Origin of the sequence: Parapedomonas caeni (assembly GCF_041060555.1) — a bacterium.
Classification (GTDB): domain Bacteria; phylum Pseudomonadota; class Alphaproteobacteria; order Sphingomonadales; family Sphingomonadaceae; genus CAUJIW01.
Genome location: NZ_JBEUDS010000005.1, coordinates 106,173 through 128,890, shown reverse-complemented (window position 1 = coordinate 128,890; position 22,718 = coordinate 106,173). Strand labels below are relative to the sequence as shown.

At 66.9% G+C, this 22,718-nt stretch carries 21 protein-coding genes; 4 read left to right on the top strand and 17 right to left on the bottom strand.

The annotated features are described in order from the left end of the window. Positions 1-12 precede the first annotated feature (12 nt). The 3 genes from ABU113_RS05655 to ABU113_RS05645 all read right to left on the bottom strand — a co-directional run bounded on the left by ABU113_RS05655 (position 13) and on the right by ABU113_RS05645 (position 3,981). Positions 13-804 (bottom strand): DUF1295 domain-containing protein, encoded by a 792-nt coding sequence (locus ABU113_RS05655; RefSeq protein ID WP_454558517.1) that lies wholly within the window; start codon positions 802-804, stop codon positions 13-15. Between the two features lie 30 nt (positions 805-834). Next, positions 835-2,589 carry an AMP-binding protein gene (locus ABU113_RS05650; RefSeq protein ID WP_454558516.1) on the bottom strand — a complete coding sequence of 585 codons (1,755 nt, stop codon included), beginning with the start codon at positions 2,587-2,589 and terminating at the stop codon, positions 835-837. Positions 2,590-2,754: 165 nt separating this feature from the next. Next, complete coding sequence (locus ABU113_RS05645; RefSeq protein ID WP_454558515.1) at positions 2,755-3,981, bottom strand: acetyl-CoA acetyltransferase; 1,227 nt, start codon at positions 3,979-3,981, stop codon at positions 2,755-2,757. 248 nt (positions 3,982-4,229) lie between these two features. Here ABU113_RS05645 and ABU113_RS05640 point away from each other — a divergent pair, with 248 nt between their 5' ends. Next, a complete protein-coding gene (locus ABU113_RS05640) occupies positions 4,230-5,687 on the top strand; it encodes a carotenoid oxygenase family protein (protein WP_454558514.1) in 1,458 nt (485 codons plus the stop codon). A 140-nt stretch (positions 5,688-5,827) separates the two neighbouring features. Here the strand turns inward: ABU113_RS05640 and ABU113_RS05635 are convergent, their stop codons facing one another. After that, positions 5,828-8,068: a TonB-dependent receptor gene (locus ABU113_RS05635; RefSeq protein WP_454558513.1), complete on the bottom strand. Its 2,241-nt coding sequence runs from the start codon at positions 8,066-8,068 to the stop codon at positions 5,828-5,830. Between the two features lie 234 nt (positions 8,069-8,302). Further along, the gene (locus ABU113_RS05630) at positions 8,303-8,512 is read right to left on the bottom strand and encodes a hypothetical protein (protein WP_454558512.1); all 210 of its coding nucleotides are present in this window, start codon (positions 8,510-8,512) and stop codon (positions 8,303-8,305) included. On the opposite strand from ABU113_RS05630, the gene ABU113_RS05625 reads away from it, so the two are divergent. Continuing rightward, positions 8,502-10,217, top strand: a complete 1,716-nt coding sequence (locus tag ABU113_RS05625) for a class I adenylate-forming enzyme family protein (protein WP_454558511.1) — start codon at positions 8,502-8,504, stop codon at positions 10,215-10,217. The two genes, ABU113_RS05630 and ABU113_RS05625, sit on opposite strands and share 11 nt — an antisense overlap. A gap of 71 nt (positions 10,218-10,288) precedes the next feature. On the opposite strand, the gene ABU113_RS05620 is transcribed toward ABU113_RS05625, so the two are convergent. Then, a complete protein-coding gene (locus tag ABU113_RS05620) occupies positions 10,289-10,789 on the bottom strand; it encodes an SgcJ/EcaC family oxidoreductase (RefSeq protein WP_454558510.1) in 501 nt (166 codons plus the stop codon). Positions 10,790-10,948: 159 nt separating this feature from the next. On the opposite strand from ABU113_RS05620, the gene ABU113_RS05615 reads away from it, so the two are divergent. Further along, positions 10,949-11,191, top strand: a complete 243-nt coding sequence (locus tag ABU113_RS05615; protein WP_454558509.1) for a hypothetical protein — start codon at positions 10,949-10,951, stop codon at positions 11,189-11,191. A 75-nt stretch (positions 11,192-11,266) separates the two neighbouring features. Next, on the top strand, positions 11,267-11,620 hold the full coding sequence (locus tag ABU113_RS05610; RefSeq protein WP_454558508.1) for a YbaN family protein: 354 nt from the start codon (positions 11,267-11,269) through the stop codon (positions 11,618-11,620). Positions 11,621-11,700: 80 nt separating this feature from the next. Here ABU113_RS05610 and fabZ read toward each other — a convergent pair whose 3' ends face one another. The 11 genes from fabZ to rpsB all read right to left on the bottom strand — a co-directional run bounded on the left by fabZ (position 11,701) and on the right by rpsB (position 22,619). Then, positions 11,701-12,165 carry a 3-hydroxyacyl-ACP dehydratase FabZ gene (gene fabZ / locus ABU113_RS05605; protein WP_454558554.1) on the bottom strand — a complete coding sequence of 155 codons (465 nt, stop codon included), beginning with the start codon at positions 12,163-12,165 and terminating at the stop codon, positions 11,701-11,703. Between the two features lie 138 nt (positions 12,166-12,303). After that, on the bottom strand, positions 12,304-12,900 hold the full coding sequence (locus ABU113_RS05600; RefSeq protein ID WP_454558507.1) for an OmpH family outer membrane protein: 597 nt from the start codon (positions 12,898-12,900) through the stop codon (positions 12,304-12,306). Continuing rightward, positions 12,900-15,461 (bottom strand): outer membrane protein assembly factor BamA, encoded by a 2,562-nt coding sequence (gene bamA, locus ABU113_RS05595; RefSeq protein WP_454558553.1) that lies wholly within the window; start codon positions 15,459-15,461, stop codon positions 12,900-12,902. The genes ABU113_RS05600 and bamA overlap by 1 nt, the downstream gene beginning before the upstream one ends. Positions 15,462-15,531: 70 nt before the next feature. After that, a complete protein-coding gene (gene rseP / locus ABU113_RS05590) occupies positions 15,532-16,674 on the bottom strand; it encodes an RIP metalloprotease RseP (protein ID WP_454558506.1) in 1,143 nt (380 codons plus the stop codon). Positions 16,675-16,679: 5 nt separating this feature from the next. Then, the gene (locus ABU113_RS05585; protein WP_454558505.1) at positions 16,680-17,843 is read right to left on the bottom strand and encodes a 1-deoxy-D-xylulose-5-phosphate reductoisomerase; all 1,164 of its coding nucleotides are present in this window, start codon (positions 17,841-17,843) and stop codon (positions 16,680-16,682) included. Next, entirely contained in the window at positions 17,840-18,658 is an 819-nt protein-coding gene (locus tag ABU113_RS05580; protein ID WP_454558504.1) for a phosphatidate cytidylyltransferase, read from the bottom strand. The genes ABU113_RS05585 and ABU113_RS05580 overlap by 4 nt, the downstream gene beginning before the upstream one ends. Next, on the bottom strand, positions 18,655-19,389 hold the full coding sequence (locus ABU113_RS05575; RefSeq protein ID WP_454558503.1) for an isoprenyl transferase: 735 nt from the start codon (positions 19,387-19,389) through the stop codon (positions 18,655-18,657). The genes ABU113_RS05580 and ABU113_RS05575 overlap by 4 nt, the downstream gene beginning before the upstream one ends. 9 nt (positions 19,390-19,398) lie before the next feature. Next, entirely contained in the window at positions 19,399-19,956 is a 558-nt protein-coding gene (frr, locus tag ABU113_RS05570) for a ribosome recycling factor (RefSeq protein ID WP_454558502.1), read from the bottom strand. A 15-nt stretch (positions 19,957-19,971) separates the two neighbouring features. Beyond that, on the bottom strand, positions 19,972-20,697 hold the full coding sequence (gene pyrH / locus ABU113_RS05565; protein ID WP_454558501.1) for a UMP kinase: 726 nt from the start codon (positions 20,695-20,697) through the stop codon (positions 19,972-19,974). An 80-nt stretch (positions 20,698-20,777) separates the two neighbouring features. Beyond that, entirely contained in the window at positions 20,778-21,710 is a 933-nt protein-coding gene (gene tsf, locus ABU113_RS05560) for a translation elongation factor Ts (protein WP_454558500.1), read from the bottom strand. A gap of 129 nt (positions 21,711-21,839) precedes the next feature. Next, positions 21,840-22,619: a 30S ribosomal protein S2 gene (gene rpsB, locus ABU113_RS05555; RefSeq protein ID WP_454558499.1), complete on the bottom strand. Its 780-nt coding sequence runs from the start codon at positions 22,617-22,619 to the stop codon at positions 21,840-21,842. Between the last annotated feature and the right edge of the window lie 99 nt (positions 22,620-22,718).

The following is a 22,718-nucleotide window of genomic DNA, read 5'->3' as shown; positions in this document are numbered from 1 at the left end:
CTCAGCGGGCCGTCACGCCTTGCGCGGCGGAAGCGGCAGGAAGCCCGACGTGCGGCGGATATAATCGGCGTACTCGGGGCGGGTTTTCTTCATCTTGCCCTCGACCGTCGGCGCGCCGGACCATTTCATCAGCGTCCAGGTCAGCAGCAGCGGGCCGACGATCGCCCACCGGCCGGTCGCCGTCTCGGCGGCCACCAGATAGAGGCCCCACCAGGTCAGCGCATCGCCGAAGTAATTGGGGTGGCGGGTGTAGCGCCACAGGCCGCGATCCATCACCTTGCCGGCATTGGCCGGGTCGCGCTTGAAGCGCACCAGCTGGCCGTCCCCGATCGCCTCGAACAGGGTGCCGCCCACCGCCATCGCCGCGCCGATCCAGCCCAGCGTGCCGATGGCCGGCGCGGCGTCGAGTTGGCCCAGCTGCACCGGCAGGCAGACGATGAACAGCAACGGGGCCTGGGTGGCGAACACCAGCAGGCCGCTGGCCTTGGCGAAGCGCCAGCCCCTGTCCCGCTCGGCCTTGCCGAGCAGCGCCTGATAGCGCCGGTCCGGCCCATGATGGCGCCAGCGCCACAGCATGTAGCTGCCCAGCCGCGCCGCCCACAGGCCGACCAGCGCCAGCAGCAGAATTTGCCGCGGATGATGCGCGTCGAACTGCAGGAAGGTGGCCAGCGCCATCACCAGCATGCCCCAGGCCCAGAAGCTGTCGACCGGCGTCACGTCGCGCGTCGACAGGCAGACCAGCCACAGCAGCAGGAAACACCCCGCCAGGACTGCCGCGTTCACCAGCAGCACGGGTACGATCATGATGGCAACCTTCCCTTGTGTTTTGTTGTCTCAGGCCGGCAGCACGCGCACGTCCGGCCCCGGCGGGGTGGCGAACAACGCCTCGACCACGTCGGCGCGATTGTCGAGCACCGCCCGGCGATTGATGCTGCCCTTGTCGGAGAGCTCGTGGCGGGCCGGATCGGGCGGGCTGGCGAGCAGCGTCACCCGGGCGATGCGGGTGGACGCGCCGTGCTGGCCGGCGTTGAACCGGGCGAGCGCCTGCGCCACGGCGTCGAGCGACACGCCGGGCGCGGCCCAGGCCAGCATCCCCAGCACCGGCCGGCCGTCGTCCGCCAGCACCAGCTCGCGCACCGTGCCGGCCAGCGCCTTGAGCAGCGCCTCGCGCAACATGCCGCCCGGCACCCAGGTGCCGTTGGCGAGCTTGAACTCCTCGACCATGCGGCCAGCAAAGGCGAGCCCCTGCGCCGGGTGCTGCGGGTCGTGGAACACCGCCAGATCGCCGGTGCGGTAGAAGCCCTCGTCGTCGAACGCCGCGCGGTTCTTCGCCGGCTCGTCGAGATAGCCCGCCATCACCGACGGACCTTTCAGCCGCACCTCATAGCGCGCGCCGTTGGGCACCAGCTTCACCGCCAGCGCCGGCGGTGGCAGGCCGATGCCGACGCGGGTGTCGGGCCAGTGGATGGTCATGCAGCCGGACACCGTCTCGGTCATGCCGTAGCCGGTGGTCATGTGGACACGCCGGCCGGTGGTGGCGACGGCGAGTGCTTGCAGCCGGTCATACAAGGGCTGCGGCAGGCCGGCGCCGCCGTAGAGCATCAGGCGCAGCTTGCTGAAGAAAGTGGCGCGCAGGGCGGCGTCCGCCTCCAGCGCGTCGGCGAGCAGCGCGAAGCCGGCCGGCACGTTGTTGAAATAGCAGACGGCGCGATCGCGCAGATTGGCGATCGAGGCCTCGAACAGCCCCGGCAGCGGCTTGCCGGCGTCGATGTACAACGTGCCGCCGAGCACCAGACAGGCGCGCAGCACACTGGCGCCCGCCGCATGGTGCCAGGGCAGCCAGTCGAGCATGTCCTGATCCCAGCCGGCGGCGCGACCGATGGAGGCGACGCCTTGGGCCAGATTCGCCGCCAGCATCCGCAGGCTGTGCGGCACCACCTTGGGCAGACCGGTGGAGCCCGAGGTCAGCATATATTGCGCCGGCGCGTCGACATCGAGCCCGTCGATGAAGGCCTCGATGTCAGGGTCCGGTGTCTGTGCCCGCAGCGCGTCGAGCGGCATGCCGCCGCCCAGCCGGTCGGGCTGCTCGGCGATCACGGTGATGCCGGCCTCGCGCAGAAGCGCCGCGGCGGGCGCGAACGCTGGCCGGGAGTCGAGAAACGCCGCCGCCGGCCGCTGCTTGGCGAGCACATGGCGCAGCCGCTCGAACGGCGGGCCGACCAGCGCGACGCTCGGACCGACAGGGGCGGCGATCATGCCGGCGCTGAACGCCGCCACGGTCATCAGCGCCGCGGCCGGGCCATTTTCGGCGACGATCAGCACCGGGCTACGCGGCGGCAGGTGCTGGCGCAGCCAGGTGGCGGCGGCATCGACCTGCGCCTTGAAATCGCGGTAGGAGAGTGTCCGCCAGCCGCCATCGTCACCACGCCAGCCCAGCGCGGTCGCCGCGCCCTTGTCGCGGGCGCGCCGGGCGATGGCGCGCGCGAGGTTGGGATCATAATCCCCCAGCGGCAGCCGGCTGCGCAGCACCAGCGTGCCATCCTCCCGCCGCTCGACGTCGAGGTCGACCGGCATGAATTCCACCGGCACATGCGGGGCCTCCTGCACTAACGCCGGCGGGACACTTGAACTGTGGGGAGAGGTCATCCAATCACCTGGATTCTGGCAAAAGCGGGAACGGGTGAGACGGACGCCCGCGCCTGCCCGGCGGGTGGCCGGGCGCGACGGCACGGGCAGGCCAGGCGTTGCGGCCGCTCAGGCCGCCCGTTCGACGATGAAGCTGGCGCAGGTGGTGGTGGAGCCGCCGATGTTGAGTGTCTGCACCCGCCGGGCGCCCTCCACCTGGCAGCCCCCGGCCTGGCCGGCGACCTGGCGGGCGGCATCCAGCACCATGCGCACGCCGGTGGCGCCGACGGGATGGCCAAGCCCGATCAGGCCACCGGAGGGATTGATCGGCAGCCGGCCACCCTTCTCGATCACGCCGTCCTCCACCGCCTTCCAGCCCTCGCCGGGCGCGGTGATGCCCAGGTGATCAATCGCCATATATTCGGTCATGGCGAAGCAGTCGTGCAGCTCCACCGCGTCGATCTGTTCGACCGAGGTGACGCCGGCGCGCCGGCGCGCGTCGTTGACGGTGTCGCGCAGGTGGGGAAACACATGGCTGTCGCCGGCGCCCAGCCGCAGCTTGTCGCGGTAGGCCAGCGCCGAGGAGCGATGGCCCCAGCCGCTGATGCGCGGCAGGCTCTCCAGCGCGATGCCGTGCTGGCGGGCGTAGTCGGCGGCACGGGCTGCTGATGCCAGAAACACCACCGCCGCGCCATCGGTGACCTGACCGCAATCATTCTTGCGGGTGCGCCCCTCGACCACCGGATTGGCGGCATCGTCGGCGCGGAAACTGTCCGGCCCGAAGTCCCAGCGGCGGGTCTGGGCGTTGGGGTTGGCGCGCGCGTTGGCAAAGTTGATTTCGGCGATGCGGCCGAGATGATCGTAGGACAGACCCCAGCGGTGGTCATATTCCTCCGCCAGGTCGGAAAAGGCCCGCGGCCAGACATAGGTCGCGTCGGCATATTCGCGCCCCGTATAGGCGGCGGCGCCGAGATATTCCGCCGCCGTGCGACCATCGACATTGCGCATCTGCTCGATGCCGACGACGCAGGCCATGTCGTAGCGGCCGGCCTCGATCTCCGCCATGGCGGCGAGCACGGCAATGCTGCCCGACGCGCAGGCGGCTTCGTGGCGCGCCGTCGGCATGCCGTTCATCACCGGGTCGACATAGGCAAACAGGCCACCCAGCAGCCCCTGGCGCACGAACAGGTCACCGACGAAATTGCCGACGTGGCCGGTCTCGATGTCGGCCGCGTCCAGCCGTGATGCCTCAAGGCCTGTACGCACCGTCTCGACGAACGCTTCCGGCATCGTCACGCCTTCGCGCGCCCAGTTGCGCGAGAAATCGCTCTGCCAACCGCCAATGACGTAAACCACCCCGGCTCTCCCCAGCTTGTGATCGCGCCATCCCACCGGGACCGCCTTGGCCTGCATGGCCGACGCCGCGCCTCTTTATGGTATGATTATAAAAGTCGCGTGCGGGATGCAAGCGCAAACGCGCGCCCACCCATACCCTCACGCACGAGGCGGCCTTGATGTGGGTCAAGGACCGCACTTTATGGTTCGTTTATGCAAGTTACTAGGCGATACGCCAGACACGACACCCGCACACGAGGGAGGACCCCATGTTGAATCACAGCCAGACGACGGACGACCTCGCCCCCTTCGGGGAGGATTATGGTCCCGGCCTGATGGGCGAATTCGCCCCCATCGCCCGGGAAGGCGAGCATCATGACCTGAAGCTTCTCAAGGGCCGGGTGCCGGTCGACTTGAACGGCGCCTATTTCCGCGCCGGCCCCAACCCGCGCTTCGCGCCGAAGGGCCGCTACCATCCGTTCGACGGCGACGGCATGGTGCACGCCGCCCAGTTCGACCATGGCCGCGTCACCTACCGCAACCGCTGGGTCCGCACCGACGCCTGGCAGGAGGAGGATCGCGCCGGCGCCAGCGTGTTCGACGGCATCCGCGACACGCTGAAGGGCCGCCCCGACCGCCGGCTGAAGGATACCGCCAATACCGATCTCGTCGCCCAGGGCGGCCGGGTGCTGGCCTTGTGGTACATGTCGGGCGACGCTTACGAAATCGATCCGGTGACGCTGGAGACGCGCGGCAAATGCCCCGGCGTCGCCGCCTCCGGCGGGTCGATCTCCGCCCATGCCAAGGTCGACGAGATCACCGACGAGCTGATCTTCTTCGATTACGGCCTGGAAGCGCCCTACATGCATTATGGCGTGGTCGGCCCCGATGGCGCGCTGAAGCACTTCGTGCCGATCACCCTGCCCGGCCCCCGGCTGCCGCACGACATGGCGATCACCGAGCATTATTCCATCCTGCACGACCTGCCGCTGATTCACGACGAGGAAGCGCTGAAGCTCGGTCGGCACAAGGTGCGTTTCGACCCCGCGCTGCCGGCGCGCTTCGGCGTCATCGGCCGCTATGGCGCGGGCGAGTCCATCCGCTGGTTCGATTTCTCGCCGTGCTTCCTCTACCACGTCGTCAATGCGTGGGAGGAAGGCGACTGGGTGGTGATGGTCGGCTGCCGCTACATGCCGGAACGCCACGCCGACGGCAGCATCGACGCCCAACGCACCGCGCGCAACGTCGCCGAGCTGCAGATGCGCGCCCGCCTGTGGGTGTGGCGGATGAACGTCCGCACCGGCGAGACCGAGGAGCGGATGCTCGATGCCGACCGCAATGTCGAGTTTCCCACCTTCAACAGCCGGCTGTCCGGCCGGCGCACGCGCTTTGGCTACCTCGTCGATCATTCCGAAACACGGACGCTGCAATGGTATGGCATCCGCAAATACGACCTCGACACGGGTGAGAGTCTGGCCTCGTGGTCGGACGACCCCGAGCACAGCTTCTATTCCGAGCCGTGGTTCGCGGCGGCCGACAACGCCGTCAACGAGGATGACGGCTATGTCATCAGTTTCCAGTGGAACGAAAGGCTGCGCCGCGAGACGCTGGATATTTTCGATGCCCGTGACATCGGCGCCGGCCCGGTTGCCCAGCTGGAAATGCCGCACCGCCTGCCGCTGGGCTTTCATGCCTGCTGGATGGCCGCTGATCGCATGAAGCGCTGAACCGGCGCCGCTGTGTCAGGGGCCACCCCTGACACAGCGATGCCCCGCGTGCCGGGACACCCCACCCACAGCAAGACGCCCGCCGGAGTTTCCTCCGGCGGGCGCAGTTTTAAGGTGCAGGGATTGAGAAGCGCCGGAACCTAGAAGCGCACCGCCAGCCGTGCGCCATAGGTACGCGGGGCGCCGAACAGCGACACCTCGTCACCCAGGAACGGAATGATGCTGGTGCGATACAGCTTGTCGGTCAGGTTCTTGCCATAGAGCGTGACCTGCCAGGCGCCATCGGCCTCGCCGAGGCTGATGCGGGCATCCAGCAGACCATAGCCCGGCTCGCGGTTGGTGTTCTCCGGCCCCCAGAAAATGGCATCCTGATAGACATAGGAAACATTTGCGGTGAACTTCAGGCTCTCCGACACCATCGTGGCGTAATTGGCGGCGACGTTGAACTGATAGTCCGGCGTGCGCAGCATGGTGTTGTCGGTGAAGTCGAGACCGCGCGCGGCATCGAGATACTTGCCATAGCGCGCGTGCAGCAACGAACCGCCGGCCGACAGCGTCAGCTCGCGTGTTGCCTGCACCTGCACTTCCGCCTCGACGCCCTTGATCTTGGCCGACGCCGCGTTGGCGACCACCAGCGTCAGATCGACGTCGTCGAGCTGCTCGACCTGCAGATCCTTGAAGTCGGTATAGAAGGCTGCGACGTTGAAGCGCATGCGGCCATCGAACAGCTCGGACTTGACGCCGATCTCGTAGTTCCACGCCGTCTCCGGATTATAGGCGAGCGAGGCGACCGTGGCATTGGCCGCGGCGCTCTGCCAGCCACCGCCCTTGAAGCCACGCGTCACCGAGCCATAGACCATGGTGCGCTCGACCGGCGACCACTCCAGCAGCACACGCGGGGTCAGCTTCTTCCAGCTCTTGTCGACCTGGATGTTGTAGGGTTCCTTCAACGGCGCCGGCGAGTAGATGTTGTCCATCGAATCCGGGCCGAGGCTCAGAACCTTGCCCTCGGCGTCGAAGCTCTTGTCGTCGATGGTGTAGCGAAACCCGGCCGACAGCGTGACATTGGAGGCCACGTCATATTCCAGCTCGCCGAACACCGCGTAGTTCGACACCTTGCCGACCTGGGTGAAGATGTTGTCGCCATCCAGGGTGTCGCGGGTGCTGCCGGCGCCGCCGGGCAGGAACGAGGTGGCGGTGTTGCGCGAGGTGCGATCGGTCTTTTCGCGCAGGAAGTAGACGCCGCCCAGCCAGCGCAGCGACTGTTCCTGCGCGGACACGATCCGCAGTTCCTGGGTGATGCCGGTGTAGTCCTCCGCCTGGGTGAGCACGCTGTCGGTGACGGACGGCGGCGAACCGGCGCCGGCCTGACTCCAGCGGTTGGCGGCGTCACCGCGCCGCACGGCGGCGACATAGGTCAGCATCGGACCGCCGAGGTCGAGGTCGGCGCGCAGCATCAGGCCCGAGGTGTTGCGCTTCATGTACTGGTCATACGGCGTCTCGGTGGTGCGCGGATCCTGCGAGATCAGGTTCGGCGTGATGAAGCCGGGCGCCGCCTTGGTGGGATCGTCCACCGCGTGGCGGGCCGAGCCGCCGCCCTCGTCGCGGCTGGCATCGGCGACGATCAGCAGTTGCAGCGCCTCGTTGGCGTCGATCGCCACTGAAAGGCGGCCGGCGTAGGATTCGAGATCCTCCAGCTCCTGCCCGTTGACGATGTTCTTCGAGTAGCCGTCATGATGGTTCTGGTACAGCGACAGACGCGCCTTCACCTTGTCCGTCAGCGCGCCGGTGACATAGCCCTGCGAGGCGATGGCGCCATAGTTGCCCATGCCGACCGAGGCATAGCCCTCGAATTCGTCACGCGGGCGGGCGGTGATGAAGCTGATGGCGCCGCCGACGACGTTCTTGCCGAACAGCGTGCCCTGCGGACCGCGCAGCACCTCGACGCGCTCAAGGTCGAAGATCGGCGGCGTCGCGGTTCCGCGACGGCCGATATAGACTTCGTCGAGGAACACACCCACCGACGGGTCGGCGGTGGCGCTGTTGAGGCGCACGGTGCCGATGCCACGGATGAACAGTTCCTGCTCCAGCGCGTTCTGTTGCTGGAAGGTGAAGCTCGGTGTGCGACTGGCGAGGTCGGAAATGTCGGTCATCGCGCTGGCGCGCAGCGCCTCGCCGTCAATGGCGGTGACGGCGATCGGCACGTTCTGAAGGCTCTCGGCCTTCTTGCGCGCGGTGACGACGATTTCCTCCAGGCCGAATGTCTCGGTCTCGGCGGCTGCTTGCGCCAGCGCCTGACCGGCGACAGAGCCCAGCAGCACGGCCAGCAGGCCCGCGGCCGACCGGCGAATCCCTGAATGAACGATAAGGCGTTGGCTCACGCGATCTCTCCCCCTAGGCAGTTCTTTTTAAGGTGTGACTATGCAAGTCTCTGTTCTGAGGGTTTTTCGGCCCCTGTCAAGCACCCTCAGGTCTCATAATCATCAATACATTGTTTTATATTGATAAATTAGATTCCATCCGCCCTTTGGAGATTCTTTTTCGAGCCCAAGCCATCGCAACACACTTGCTTCATAATACCATAACCACCCCGCCCTGGCCGGCGCGCGCCCTCGTCACAAGGCGATTCGCCACTGTTGGCGCCCCGGCACCGGCACCCATGACCAGGGCGCGCCGGCGTCCACCGGCATTTTCAGCGGCGCAACCCACATGAAGCATTGATCCCGCGAGACGGTCTTATTATGCAATTCACTTGAGAGCGCCGCGTGGAAGGCGCCGGACGCCGCCCGCAGGCCAGCCAACAGGGGAGCCATCATGTTCATCACGCCCGCCGACCGCATTGCCGACTATCAAGCCCGCGGCTGGTGGGAGGGCATCAGCGTCGACGCTCTGTTCCAGCAGGCCGCCGCCGCCGACCCCCGGGCCCTGGCGCTGGTCGACCCGATGAATCGCGCCGCGCTCGATGGCCGGGTACCGGAGCGCCTGAGCTGGGCCGACGTGCGCGAGCGCGTCGACCGGATGGCCGCCGCCCTGCTCGACGCCGGCCTCGTCAAGGACGACGTGGTGGCCGTGCAGCTGCCCAACATCGTCGATGCGGTGATCCTGTTTCTCGCCTGCGCCCGGCTGGGCCTGATCCTCTGTCCGGTGGTGGTGCAGTACCGCGAGCATGAGCTGGCGCACATCTTCGAGCAGACCCGGCCGCGCGCCTTCGTCACCCTGCCCGCCTTCCACGGCCACGACCACGCCGCCATGGCCGCCCACCTGCTGGAAAAACACCCCGGCGCCCGCCTGCTGCTGCTTGGCGACGCCCCGCAGGGCACCGACCTGCGCGCCGCCATGGCGGTCGTCGATCCGGCCCGGGCACAGGCTTATGCCGCGGCGCATCCGCCCGCCGGTGGCGAGGTGCTCACCATCTGCTGGACCTCGGGCACCGAAAGCCGGCCCAAGGGTGTGCCGCGCGACCATAACCACTGGGTGCTCAACGGCCGCATCGTCGCCGAAGCTGGCGGGATGCGTGACGGCGACGTGCTGCTGAACCCGTTTCCGCTGGTCAACATCGGCTCCATCGGCGGCCTGGTGATCCCATGGCTGCAACTGCGCGGGAGGCTGGTGCTGCATCATCCGTTCGATCTGCCGCTGTTCCTGCGCCAGATCGCCGAGGAGGCGGTCACCTACACCATCGCGCCGCCGGCGGTTCTGGCAGCGCTGCTGAAAACGCCGGCACTGCTCGACAACACCGACCTGTCGCGGCTGCGCGCCATCGGTTCCGGATCGGCGCCGCTGTCGCCGTGGCTGATCGAGGGCTGGCAGGAACGCTACGGCATCTCGATCTGCAACATCTTCGGCTCCAACGAAGGCATGTCGCTGTTCTCCGGCCCCGTCGACGTGCCGGACGCCGGCGACCGCGCCCGCTATTTCCCGCGCTTCGGGGCCGCCGATCAGGATTTCCCCGGCATCATCCACCGGGTGATCCGCACCCGGCTGGTCGACCTCGACACCGGGGCGGACATCACCGAACCCGGCCACGTCGGTGAAATGCGCATCAGCGGTGCCACCACCTTCGGCGGCTACTGGCGGTCGCCGGCCCTCAACAAGGCCGCCTTCGACGACCAGGGATATTTCCGCACCGGCGACCTGTTCGAAATCGCCGGACCGGGACCGCTGGCGCGCTTCTACCGCTTCGTCGGCCGCTGCAAGGAGATCATCGTGCGCGGCGGCGTCAACATCTCGCCGGCGGAACTTGACGACCTGCTGGCCGGCCTGCCCTGCGCGCAGGAGGCCGCGACCGTTGGCATCCCCGACCCGGTGCTGGGCGAGCGCATCGCCGTCGCCGTGGTGCCGCGTGACGGCATGACGCCGGTGCTCGACGACATCACCGCCTGGCTCAAGCAGGCCGATGTCGCCGTGTTCAAACGCCCGGAACGGCTGGTACTGCTGCCCCGCCTGCCGCGCAACGCCATGAACAAGGTGCAGCGCGATGTGCTGCGAAGCCAGGTGCTGGCCGCGATCGCGGCGGACGAGACCGGCTGAAACGGCGGACGACAATGAAAAGCGGCGGGGCCACAGGGCACCCGCCGCAAACCAGCCGGCCGGAAGCCGCCTCAGTGGCTGGCGTGAATATCCTGTGAAACACCCATTTCGGCGAGCAGCTGGGCGCGGTCATAATATTCGCGCCAGACGCTGATGCGGTCGCCGCGCACCTCGATGACACCAACCACCGGCACCGCGCCCTTATGGCCGTTGTAGGTGAAGCGATCGACCCGCTCGACGAACACCACGTCACCGACCCGCCCGATGTTGCGGATGTCCAGCGTGATTTCCGACACGCCCGCGCCCAGCGCACTGATCCGCTGGGCAATCGCCGCCCGCCCCACCACCGGCTCGATCATCATTGAGTGCAGCACGCCATCCTCGGTGAACAACTCGCCGACGCGCACCCAATCGCGCGTGTTCCATGCCTCGATCATCTGCTGGACGACCGCGATCTTGGCATCCGTTGCCGACATTTCCGTCTTCCCCTGCTCGCGGGCCTGAACGGGCAGGCCATTGCCGGCAAGCGCGGCGATGACAAGCCCCAGGCAGGCCATTGTTCTGACTGTCATGATCCTATCCCCTAAAAGGTACGTCTATGCAAGTGACTATGCGTATATAGCCCGCTTCACCGGGCATGCGAGTCTCAATCTCGCGCGATCGCACCGACGATCCGCCACGACCTCCGGCCGCCGGTCGTCAACCGCCGCACAATGGTCTACACTGCCGGCATGACCGGGCCCGACAACAGCTGGCACGATGGCCGGCGCGCGACGCGCCGCCATCACAAGGCGCGCATGAAGCGCCGCGCCGTCGCGGTGCGCCCGCACGCGCCCGGCGCCGTGAAGCTTGCGGATCACATGGCCAACTGCTCCTGCTTCATGTGCGGCCACATGCGCCGCTGGCAGGGTCCAACGCTGCAGGAGCGCCGGGCGTTTCAACCCGATGGTCGCCACCAGGCCGCCGACGACTGAGGCCCCCGCCGCGCGCCCGGCGATCCGTCGCATGTGCCGCTGACCGACGCCTGACGTTCTGCTACGCTCGGGTCGATGAAACGGATGGTCTATCTGTCGGCGGGTTTCGCCGCGCTCGGTCTTGGCGCGATCGGCATTTTTCTGCCTCTGCTGCCCACCGTGCCCTTCGCCATCCTGGCCGCCTTCTGCTTTGCCCGTTCAAGCCCGGCGCTGGAACGCCGGCTGCTGGAACATCGCCGGTTTGGCCCGCATATCCGCGCCTGGCGCGAGCAGGGCGCCATCAGCCGCAAGGGCAAGGTCGCGGCGCTGACTGCCTTTGCCGCCAGCGCGCTGATCGGCCTGCTGCTGGTGGCGATGCCCTGGAAGCTGGCGCCGCTGACGGCCGCCGTCATTGGCGGCACCTGGATCTGGCGACGACCCGAAGCCTAGGCGCCCGGGCCGAAGCCTAGGCGCCCGGACCGTCGGCTGGATGGCCAGGGTCAGGATGGCCAGGGTCAGGATGGGCGGGGTCAGGATGGGCGAGCGGAGATCATCGCCGTGAAATCCGCTTCCGCCATGCGCACATTGTCGACGAAAGCCTCGCCGCGATACTTGCGCACCGGCCCACGCACCTGCACCTGGGACACCCGCAGTTCAAGCAGGCAGCCCGGCTCCACCGGCTTGCGGAATTTGGCGTTCTCGATCGACATGAAGTAGACCAGCTTGCCCTCGGCATCCGCCCCCATTGAGTGAACGGCGTGGATGCCGGCGGTCTGCGCCATCGCCTCGACGATCAGCACGCCCGGCATGATCGGCCGGCCGGGGAAGTGGCCCTGGAAAAAGGGTTCGTTGATGGTGACGCCCTTGATGCCGGTTGCCGAGACGTCGGTCACCATATCCACCACGCGGTCCACCAGCAGCATCGGATAGCGATGCGGGATCATCTCCATGATCCGGGCCAGTTCCAGCGTGGTAAGTGTGGTGCCGTCGGTCATTGTCATCCTCTCGTCCTGCGCGTCATCCAATCATCAAAACGCCAATGGCCGGGCATTGCCCGGCCATCAACCTGTCTGTCCGGTCCCGCCATCCCCGCGTTCAAGCGGGAATGACGAATTTTCACGACCGGCGCAAGCTTACTTCTTCGGCGGCGTCGCCGGTGTCGCTGGCTGGGCGGGGGCCGGCGGCGGCGTGGTCGACACCTTGGGCAACTTCTGGTCCAGCCGCTGAACGACGGTCGAGGTGATGTCCAGCGTATTGCTGAACGCCTCCAGCGCGCCTTCCTTCACCACCAGGCTGGCGCCGCGCTCGCGCATCACTTCCTGGATGATCGGCGCCGCGCCGGCGGTGATCTGTTCGACCACATAGGCCTGCGACCGCTGGAAATCGACACGCAGCTTGTTGAAATCCTGGATGTCCTTGTTGCGGCGCTCCTGGTAGCCGCGCACGTTGGCCTCGAACTGGGCAGGCTGCATGATGCCCTTTTCCACCGAGTCCTTCTGCTTGGTCAGCGCGTCTTCCTCGGTCTTGAACTTCTCGGCCAGGCTCTTGTCCTTGGCCGAAATGGCCTCGGCCTTCGCCTTCAGCTCGGTACCCGCCGCGCGACCGGCGGCCGACTCGTTGACCACCCGGTCGAGATTGACCACCAGCACGGAGGCCTGCTGGGCAACCGCCGGCGCCGAGGCCAGCACCACAGCCGCGACCGCCGCGGCTTTCAGGAAATGCGTTTTCATCAGAACTGCGTCCCTATGTTGAACTGGAAAACTTCCGGATCGTCGCCATCCTTCTTGACGAGCGCCTTGGCAAGATCAATGCGGAACGGCCCGAACGGCGAGTTCCACGACACGCCGACACCCACCGACACGCGCGGGGCGGCGGTATCGCCGAGTACGGTTTCCTGCACGTCCGCGGTCGAGCCGAAGCTGGACTTGCTGTACTTCCACAAGCTGCCGACGTCGACGTAGGCCGAGGTTCGCAGGCCCATTTCGCTGACCGCCGAACCCAGCGGCACCTCAAGCTCGACACTGCCGAGATAATACATCTCGCCGCCGATGGAGTCGTCAAGCGTCGTACCCTCGGCGACCAGGCCGCTGGAACAGCCCGAGGTGTTGACACAGGTACGGTAGGACCGCGGACCGATGCCGCGAATGGCGAAGCCGCGGATACGCGGACCGCCCAGGAAGAAGCGATCGTTGATGCGCACATCCTCGCCGCCCCAGCCCATGATCCAGCCGCCCTCGGCGCCGGTACGCAGCACCCAGTTGTCCCACAGGCGGAAGTAGCGATCATAGTCGACGCTGCTGCGCAGGTAATTGACGCCGCCACCGACACCCGCCGCGTCCTGGCTGAACACGAAACGCTGGCCACGGCTTGGCCGCATCCGGTTGTCGAGGCTGTCGTAAACCACCGAGTAGCCGACCGAGGAGGTCACCCGCGACGACGATCCGGTGGTGCCCACCAGATCGCAGAGGAAGGCGCCCGCCAGGAACAGGTCGCACTGGCCGTTGGTGAAGTAGCTGTCCTTGTCCAGCGAGACGTCGGACTTCGACAGGCCGTAACGCACGCCCAGCGACCAGAATTCGGTCAGCGGGAAGCCGGCGCGCAGCTGGAAGCCCGTCGTCACTTCCTCGTAGGTGGTGTCGCGATCATTGTTGGACGTATAGCGGAAGCTGTTGAGATCGCGCCGGAAAACATCAATGCCGGCGGCAATGTTACGGCCCATGAAATAAGGCTCGGTGAAACCGAGATCGATTTCATTGCGATAGCTCGACAGCGTGAAGCCCAGCCGCAGCTCCTGGCCCTTGCCGAGGAAGTTGCGTTCGCGGATCGACAGGTTGGCGATGAAGCTCTCGATCGACGAGAAGCCGGCACCGACCTGCAGTTCGCCGGTCGATTTCTCCTCGACGTTGACTTCAAGCACCACCTTGTCCGGCGTCGAACCCGGCTTCTGCTCCACCTCCAGCTTCTCCTGGAAGAAGCCCAGCGACTGAATGCGATCCTTCGAGCGCTTGACCTTGAAGCTGTTGAAGGCGTCGCCCTCGGCGAGACGGAATTCGCGGCGGATCACCTTGTCGAGCGTGCGGGTGTTGCCGTTGATGTCGATGCGCTCGACATAGACGCGCGGCGCCTCGTTGACCACGAAGGTCACACCCATCGTGCGGCCGTCCTTGTCGCGGTCGAAACTGGGCCGGATGTTGGCGAAGGCGTAGCCGAACAGGCCGGCAGTCTCGGTCAGGCTCTCGACCGTGTTCTCGATCCGCTTGGCGTCGTACCAGTCGCCTTCCTTGATCCGCACCAGCGGCTTCAGCACCTCCGGCTTGAGGTCGCGCAGTTTGCTCTCGACGTCGATCTTGCCGAACTTGTAGCGCTCGCCTTCCTCGACGACGAAAGTCTGGATGAAGTCCCGACGGTTGGGCGCCAGTTCGGAAACCGCCGACACCACCCGGAAGTCGGCATAGCCCTCGGTGAGGTAGAACTGCCGCATCTTCTCGCGGTCATAGGCGGTACGATCGGGATCATAGGTATCGTTGGAGGTGAAAATACGCCACCAGCGCGCCTGGCGGGTCGCCAGTTCGCTGCGGATATCGCCGTCGGAGAACTTCTGGTTGCCGATGACGTTGATCTGGCGGACCTTCGACTTCGGGCCTTCGCGGATCTCGAACACGAGGTCGATGCGGTTCTGCTCCAGCTGCACCGCCTTGGGATCGACGGTGGCGGCAAAGCGCCCCGAGCGCCGGGCCAGCTCGATGATGCGCTGGACGTCGGCACGCACCTTAGAGCGGGTGAAGATCTGGCGCGGCGCCAGCTTCACTTCCTCGCGCAGCTTGTCGACTTTCAGGCTCTTGTTGCCCTCGAAGACGATGCGGTTGATGATCGGGTTTTCCCGCACCGTCACGGTGAGCGCGCCATTGTCGTCGCGGATCTGCACGTCGGCGAACAATTCGGTTCCGTAGAGCCGCTTCAGCGCCTCATCGAGGATATCACGGTCGTAGGGGTCGCCACCCGACAGCTGCATGTAGGAGCGGACCGTCTCCGGCTCCAGACGCTCGCTGCCGACAATGGTGATGGAGCGGATGGTGGTGCGCGGCACGGCCGGCACCGCGACCTGGACCGGCGCCGGCTGGGCGGTAGCGGGCTGGGCGGTAGCGGGCTGGGCGGGCGGGGTTGGCGGCGGGGCAACGCTCGCCGGACCCTGGGGGCCCACAGGCCCCTGCTGGGCATGAGCGACAACCGGCGTCAGCGCCGTTGTCACGGTCAAAAGAGCCGCCAACGCGGATGCCGATCCCCGGCTCATCACAGCAACACTCACGCGTCCCGTCCCCGTCTCGCCAATGTCTTCACCAATGTTCCGGAAGTGATCTCACTCAACTCAGCGCACCCGACAACCGGTCCCAGATCCCGTACGACCCGAGGTCGTTCCAGGTGAGGAACAACATCAGCGAGATGACCAGCGCGAAGCCAGCCAGGAACGCCCATTCCTGCACCCGTTGGCTGACCGGGCGGCCGCGAACAGCCTCGATCGCGTAGAGAAACAAATGACCACCGTCAAGCATGGGCACCGGCAGCAGGTTTACGAAGCCCAGGTTGAGCGAGACCAGCGCCATGAAACTGATGAGCGACAACACCCCCAGCGCCGCCGACTGCGCCGAATACTGGGCGATCTTGACGGGGCCGCCCAGCTCCTTGACCGAACGGTCGCCGGTGACGATCTCGCCCAGCGTCGAGGCCATCATCTTCACCAGATCGACCGTCGCCTGACCGGCATAGTAGAACGCCTCGACCGGGCCGCGCCGGACCAGTTCCGGCATCGACCCCTGAAGGCCGATGCGGCCGCGCTGGTAGGCATTGCCGAACTCGTCCTGGTCGGTGACCTGCTCGGGCACCACCGTCAGCGTCACCGGCCGCCCGGTGCGCTCAACCTCGAACACCAGCGTCCGGCCGGCGTAGATCGCCACTTCGTGCGCGACGTCCTCGAAGCGGGAAACCGCGTCGCCGTTGATCCGGGTGATGAGATCACCAGCCATGAAGCCCGCCTTCTCCGCCGGCGAACCCGCCATCACCGCCTCGACGCGCGCCGGCGTGAACTGCTGGCCGATGGTCATGAAGAACCCGGCGAAGATCAGGATGGCGAACAGGAAATTGATGGCCGGGCCGGCGGCGACAATGATCGCCCGCTGCCACAGCGGCTTGAGGGGAAAGGCGCCCGCCCGCTCCTCCGGCGTCATGCTGGCGATGGCCTCGGCGCTCGGCATGCTGGCCGCGTTGGAATCACCGTAGAATTTGACGTAACCGCCGAACGGCAGGGCGGAAATCTTCCAGCGGCAGCCCCGCTTGTCGGTCCAGCCGAACAGCTCGCGACCGAAGCCGATCGAAAAGGTCTCGATCCGCACCTTGAACAGCCGGCCGGCGAAATAGTGACCCCACTCGTGAATGAACACCAGCACGCCCAGCACGGCGAGAAAGGTGAGAAGGGTGAAGGGGAGGCCAGGCTGCGGCAGATGCACCATATCGGTTAATTCCTCCTCGCCTCGATCAACATAGCCGCCACGCGCCGCGCCTCCTGATCCGCCGCCATCACGGCACCCAGATCGTCCACCGCCGGGGCGCCAAGCCGGGAGAGAACTTCGGCGACGATTGCGGCGATATCAAGAAAGCCGATCCGCCGGTCGAGGAAGGCCTGCACCGCAACTTCATTCGCGGCATTGAGCACGGCCGGCGCACCAGCGCCAGCGCGAAGCGCCGACCAGGCCAGATTCAGCGCCGGAAAGCGCGCCGTGTCGGGCGCCTCGAAGCTGAGCTGGCCGATGGCCGCCAGATCGAGCCGGCGGCAGGGGGTGGCGACTCGATCCGGCCACGCCAGGGTGTAGGCGATCGGCGTTCGCATGTCGGGGGTGCCGAGCTGGGCGAGCACCGAACCGTCGACATACTCCACCAGGCTGTGCACCACCGACTGCGGGTGCACCAGCACTTCCAGTTGGTCCGGCGTCACCGGGAACAGGTGATGCGCCTCGATCACCTCCAGGCCCTTGTTCATCAGCGTCGCGGAGTCGACGGAGATCTTGGCACCCATCGACCACACCGGATGCGCCACCGCCTGCTCCGGCGTCACCGCCTGCATCTGCCCCAGCGTGAAGGTACGAAACGGCCCTCCCGAGGCCGTCAGGATGACCCGGGACACCCGTTCGGGACGCTCGGCATCGAACACCTGATAGATGGCATTGTGCTCGGAATCGACCGGCAGCAGCCGGCTACCGGCATCGTTGGCGGCTTTGGTCACGATGTCGCCGGCGCACACCAGCGCCTCCTTGTTGGCGATCGCCACCGTCGCGCCGCGCCGCACCGCCGCCAGCGTCGGTTGCAGGCCGGCGGCACCGACAATCGCCGCCATCACCCAGTCGGCGGGCAGCGCCGCCGCCGCCGTCACCGCCTCGGCGCCGGCCGCCGCTTCAATGCCGGTCCCCGCCAGGGCGTCCTTGAGCGCGCCGTAGTGGCGTTCATCAGCCACCACCGCCAGCTCGGGCCGGAACCGCCGGGCGGCCTCGGCCAGCTCATCGACATTGCTGTGAGCGGTCAGCGCCAGGCAGCGATACCGGTCGGGCTGGCGGCCGACCAGGTCGAGCGTCGACCGGCCGATCGAGCCGGTGGCGCCCAATATGGTAATGGCCCGCGCGCTCACGCCAGCACCTGCCAGACGTCGCCGAGCACCAGCCCCAGCGCCACCAGCGGTGCCACCGCCACCAGCCCGTCGACCCGATCCATGATACCGCCGTGGCCGGGGATGAGGTGGCCGGAGTCCTTGACATCGAAGGCCCGCTTGAGCGCCGACTCCAGCAAGTCTCCGCCCTGCGACACCACGGCAATGGCCGCCGACAGCGGCGCCAGCGCCAGCGGCTGCAAGCCGAAGGCCGCCGCCACCAGCGCGCCCGTCAGCGCCGCGCCGGCCATGCCACCGGCCAGGCCGGCCCACGTCTTCTTGGGGCTGATGGTTGGCGCCAGCTTCGGCCCGCCGATGGCGCGACCGGCGAAATAGGCGAAGCTGTCGGTCGCCCACACCGACAACATCAGCCACAGCACGATGATCAGGCCGTCGGCCTGATCGCGCAGCCACAGCAACGCCAGCACCGGCGGCACGGCATAGGCCAGCCCCAGTCCCAGCCACATGGTGTGACGGCGCTCGCGGTCCCAGCCGGTCAGCGCCAGCGCCGTGGCCAGCAGCAACGTCGCCAGCGCCGCCCAGCCCCACAGGTGGAACCAGCCGGCGACGACCGCCGCCACCATCACCAGCAGCCCGGCCGGGCGCACCCAAGGCCGGCTGGCCGCGCCGGTGATGCCGGTCCACTCCCAGACGATGGCGCAGCCCCCCAGCCCCATCAGCAGGGCGAACAGCGGCCCGCCAGCCCACAGGATGGCAAGCGCGCCCACACCCAGCACGATACCGGCGATCACCCGGACCCGGAGATCGGAGCCGGACGGTGAAGCGGCGCCGCTCATCCGCGCCCGCCGAACCGGCGTTCACGCCGGCCGAAGGTCTCGATGGCTTCCACCAGTTGCGCCTTGTCGAAATCCGGCCACAGGCAGTCGACGAACACCAGTTCGGCATAGGCCGCCTGCCACAGCAGGAAATTGGACAGCCGCTGCTCGCCCGAGGTGCGGATGATCAGATCGGGATCGGGAATACCGACGGTCAGCAGATGATCGGCAACCGCCTGCTCGTTGATGGCCTCCAGCGGCATCACCCCTGCCTGCACCTTGGCGGCGATCGCGCGCACGGCGGCCGCGATCTCCGCCTGGGCGCCGTAGTTCAGCGCCAGCACCAGTGTCAGGCCGGTGTTGTTGCGGGTCAGCCCCTCTGACTCGTTGACAAGCGCGACCACGTCCGGCGCCAGGCCCCGGCGCTCACCGATGATCCGCAGCCGGACATTGTTGCGGTTGAGTTCCGCCACCTCGTTGCGCAGATAGTGGCGCAACAGCCCCATCAGATCCTCGACCTCGTCGGTCGGGCGCTTCCAGTTCTCCGATGAGAAGGCATAAAGGGTCAGGTACTGGACGCCGAGATCGACGCACGCCTGCACGATCCGCCTTACCGCCTCCGCACCCTGCCGATGACCGAGCGCGCGCGGCAGCAGCCGCCGCTTGGCCCAGCGCCCGTTGCCATCCATGATGATGGCGACGTGGCGCGGCACGGCCACGGCGGCAACGGTGGAGGGAGAGATGGCGGTCAACGTCACCCCTTACTTGCCGAGAATTTCTTTTTCCTTGGCCACGGCGGCCGCGTCGATCTCGGCGATGACCTTGTCGGTCAGCTTCTGCACATCATCCGCCAGTCGCTTATGCTCATCCTGACTGATTTCATGGTCCTTTTCCGCCTTCTTCAGGCTGTCCATGCCGTCGCGACGGACATTGCGCACAGCCACGCGCGCCTTCTCGGCATACTGCGAGGCGAGCTTGGCCAGCTCCTTGCGGCGCTCTTCCGTCAGGTCGGGGATCGGCAGACGGATGGTCGCCCCTTCCGAGATCGGGTTGAGGCCAAGACCGGCGGAGCGGATCGCCTTTTCCACCGCGGCCGCATTGGCGCGGTCCCACACCGAAACCACCAGCATCCGCGCTTCCGGCGCCGTGACGGTGGCCACCTGATTGAGCGGCATGTTGGCGCCATAGACGTCCACCTGGATCGGGTCGAGCAACGAGGTCGACGCGCGGCCGGTCCGCAGGCCGGTCAGGTCATGCTTCAGGGTGTCCAGGGCGCCGCGCATCCGGCGCTCGAGTTCGGCTTTGTCGTAGCTGCTCATCTTGTTCCGTCCTGTTCAGGCGTCATTGGTCACAATGGTCGCGGTGCCGCTCCCTTCCAGCACGCGCGCCAGATTACCGTGTTCGCGGATCGAAAACACGACAATCGGTATGTTGTTGTCGCGACACAGGGCAACGGCGGAGGCATCCATCACCTGCAGGTTGTCGGACAGCACCTTGTTGAAATGCAGGGTCTCATAGCGCACCGCGGCGGGATCCTTCTTCGGATCGGCGGTATAGACGCCATCGACCGACGTGCCCTTCAGCAGCGCCTCGCAACCCATCTCGGCGGCGCGCAGGGCGGCGGCGGTGTCGGTGGTGAAGAAGGGATTGCCGGTGCCGGCGGCGAAAATGACGATCCGCCCCTTCTCCATATGGCGCACGGCACGACGCCGGATGTAGGGCTCGCAGACGCTGGCCATCGGGATCGCCGATTGCACACGCGTTTCAACACCTTGATGCTCAAGGGCATTCTGCACGGCGAGCGCGTTCATCACGGTCGCCAGCATCCCCATGTAGTCGGCGGACGCCCGGTCGAAACCCTTGGCGGCCGCGGCCAGGCCACGAAAGATGTTGCCGCCGCCGACCACGAGGCAGATCTGCACGCCGGCATCCCGCGCCAGGCGGATTTCGGTGGCGATGCGCTCGGCGGTCGCGGGGTCGATGCCGAACTGGCCCGACCCCATCAGCACCTCGCCGGAAAGCTTCAAGAGGACTCGCTTGAACCGCTGCCGCGTTGCCATGGCCTACCTTTGCTCTCCTGCGCACAAACAAAACCGACCGGCACCATAAAGATGCCGGTCGGCCCTGCCAACTGCTTCGATCAGTTCGTGCCGGCTGCTGCCGCCACTTCCGCCGCGAAGTCCGACGTCTGCTTCTCGATGCCCTCGCCGAGCTGATAGCGGACGTAGCCGATCAGCGTCACCGGGGCGCCAGCGTCCTTGCCGGCGGCGGCGACGACGTCGGCCACCTTAGACTTGCCGTCGAGCACGTAGACCTGGCTCAGAAGGACAACCTCCTCCTTGAACTTGCGGATGGCGCCCTCGGTCATCTTGGCGACGATCTCGGCCGGCTTGCCCGACGCGGCGGCCTTCTCGGCGGCAATCGCGCGCTCGCGCTCGACGACGGCCGGATCAAGGCCATCCTCGTTCAGCGCCAGGGGGTTGGCGGCGGCAATGTGCATGGCCAGCTGCTTGGCGAGCGGCGCCAGCACCTCCGCCGGGGCCGACGATTCGAGACCCACCAGCACGCCGATCTTGCCCAGCCCCTCGGCGGCGGCATTGTGGACGTAGGAGGCAACGACACCCTGCGAGACTTCCAGGGTCGCGGCACGGCGCAGCGACTGGTTCTCGCCGATGGTGGCGATGTTGTGGGTCAGCTGCTCGGCGACGGTGCGGCCCTCGCCACCCGGGAACGGCGCGGCGGCAACCGCGTCGAGGTCGCCGTTGGCGCCCAGCGCGATCTGGCTCACTTCACGGACAAACGCCTGGAAGATGTCGTTCTTGGCGACGAAGTCGGTTTCCGAGTTGACCTCGACCACCGCGCCCTTGCTGCCGGAAACAGCCACGCCCACCAGGCCTTCGGCGGCGACGCGACCGGCCTTCTTGGCGGCAGCCGCCAGACCCTTGGTGCGCAGCCAGTCGACCGCCGCTTCAATGTCGCCATTGGTCTCGGCGAGCGCCTTCTTGCAGTCCATCATGCCGGCGCCGGTCTTGTCGCGCAGATCCTTCACCAGGCTCGCGGTAATCTCAGCCATGAGTCCAACCTTTCTCTAGTCCCGGATAAACGTCACCCCGGAATTGATCCGGGGTCCACCAACGCCAGTCCTGGCATTGCGGATGCCGGCACGTGAGTACCGGCATGACGCACAATGAAGTCGTTTATGTTACTGCGCGGCCACTTCGGCGGCGGCTTCCGCCACCACGGCCTCGACGATCGGCTGCTCCATCTCGCCGATATCACGACCGCGACGCACTTCCTGGCCGACCCGACCATCAAGCGCGGCATCGGCAATGGCGTCGCAGTAGAGCTTGATCGCCCGGCTGGCGTCGTCGTTGCCCGGCACCGGGAAGGCGATCCCCTTGGGATCGCAGTTGGTGTCGAGGATGGCGATCACCGGGATGCCCAGGGTGTTCGCCTCGTGAATGCAGATGTCTTCCTTGTTGGTGTCGATCACGAAGATGACATCCGGCAGGCCACCCATGTCACGGATACCGCCCAGCGACTGCTCCAGCTTGTCGCGGTCGCGGGTCATCTTGAGCACTTCCTTCTTGGTCAGACCATGGGTCGAACCGGACAACTGCTCGCTCATCTGCTTCAGGCGACGGATCGACTGGCTGATGGTCTTCCAGTTGGTGAGCATGCCGCCCAGCCAGCGATGGTTGACGAAGTGCTGGCCGGAACGGATGGCCGCCTCGGCGATCGGACCGGCGGCCTGACGCTTGGTGCCGACGAACAGCACCTTGCCGCCGGCGGCGGTGGTGTCACGGACGAACTGCAGCGCGCGGGCGAACAGCGGCACCGACTGGCTGAGGTCGAGAATGTGGACGTTGTTGCGCTCGCCGAAGATGTACGGCGCCATGCGCGGGTTCCAACGGTGGGTCTGGTGACCAAAGTGGGCACCGGCTTCCAGCAACTGCTGCATCGTCACGACGGGAACGGCCATCGCGTATCTCCTTCTCCAGTTTGACCTCCGCGAGGGTTTCGGTCCATCTCTGGACCCACCGGGAAGGCAGCCCTCGCGTGTGTGATGGCGCGCCGCATA

What these genes read in the sequence shown, in the direction of transcription:
- pyrH (WP_454558501.1), bottom strand. Translation starts at nt 20,697, where the DNA reads ATGGCAACGCGGCAGCGGTTCAAGCGAGTCCTCTTGAAGCTTTCCGGC.
- rseP (WP_454558506.1), bottom strand. Translation starts at nt 16,674, where the DNA reads ATGGTGCATCTGCCGCAGCCTGGCCTCCCCTTCACCCTTCTCACCTTT.
- bamA (WP_454558553.1), bottom strand. Translation starts at nt 15,461, where the DNA reads ATGAGCCGGGGATCGGCATCCGCGTTGGCGGCTCTTTTGACCGTGACA.
- tsf (WP_454558500.1), bottom strand. Translation starts at nt 21,710, where the DNA reads ATGGCTGAGATTACCGCGAGCCTGGTGAAGGATCTGCGCGACAAGACC.
- ABU113_RS05600 (WP_454558507.1), bottom strand. Translation starts at nt 12,900, where the DNA reads ATGAAAACGCATTTCCTGAAAGCCGCGGCGGTCGCGGCTGTGGTGCTG.
- ABU113_RS05620 (WP_454558510.1), bottom strand. Translation starts at nt 10,789, where the DNA reads ATGACAGTCAGAACAATGGCCTGCCTGGGGCTTGTCATCGCCGCGCTT.
- ABU113_RS05615 (WP_454558509.1), top strand. Translation starts at nt 10,949, where the DNA reads ATGACCGGGCCCGACAACAGCTGGCACGATGGCCGGCGCGCGACGCGC.
- ABU113_RS05640 (WP_454558514.1), top strand. Translation starts at nt 4,230, where the DNA reads ATGTTGAATCACAGCCAGACGACGGACGACCTCGCCCCCTTCGGGGAG.
- ABU113_RS05625 (WP_454558511.1), top strand. Translation starts at nt 8,502, where the DNA reads ATGTTCATCACGCCCGCCGACCGCATTGCCGACTATCAAGCCCGCGGC.
- fabZ (WP_454558554.1), bottom strand. Translation starts at nt 12,165, where the DNA reads ATGACCGACGGCACCACACTTACCACGCTGGAACTGGCCCGGATCATG.
- ABU113_RS05610 (WP_454558508.1), top strand. Translation starts at nt 11,267, where the DNA reads ATGAAACGGATGGTCTATCTGTCGGCGGGTTTCGCCGCGCTCGGTCTT.
- frr (WP_454558502.1), bottom strand. Translation starts at nt 19,956, where the DNA reads ATGAGCAGCTACGACAAAGCCGAACTCGAGCGCCGGATGCGCGGCGCC.
- ABU113_RS05655 (WP_454558517.1), bottom strand. Translation starts at nt 804, where the DNA reads ATGATCGTACCCGTGCTGCTGGTGAACGCGGCAGTCCTGGCGGGGTGT.
- rpsB (WP_454558499.1), bottom strand. Translation starts at nt 22,619, where the DNA reads ATGGCCGTTCCCGTCGTGACGATGCAGCAGTTGCTGGAAGCCGGTGCC.
- ABU113_RS05580 (WP_454558504.1), bottom strand. Translation starts at nt 18,658, where the DNA reads ATGAGCGGCGCCGCTTCACCGTCCGGCTCCGATCTCCGGGTCCGGGTG.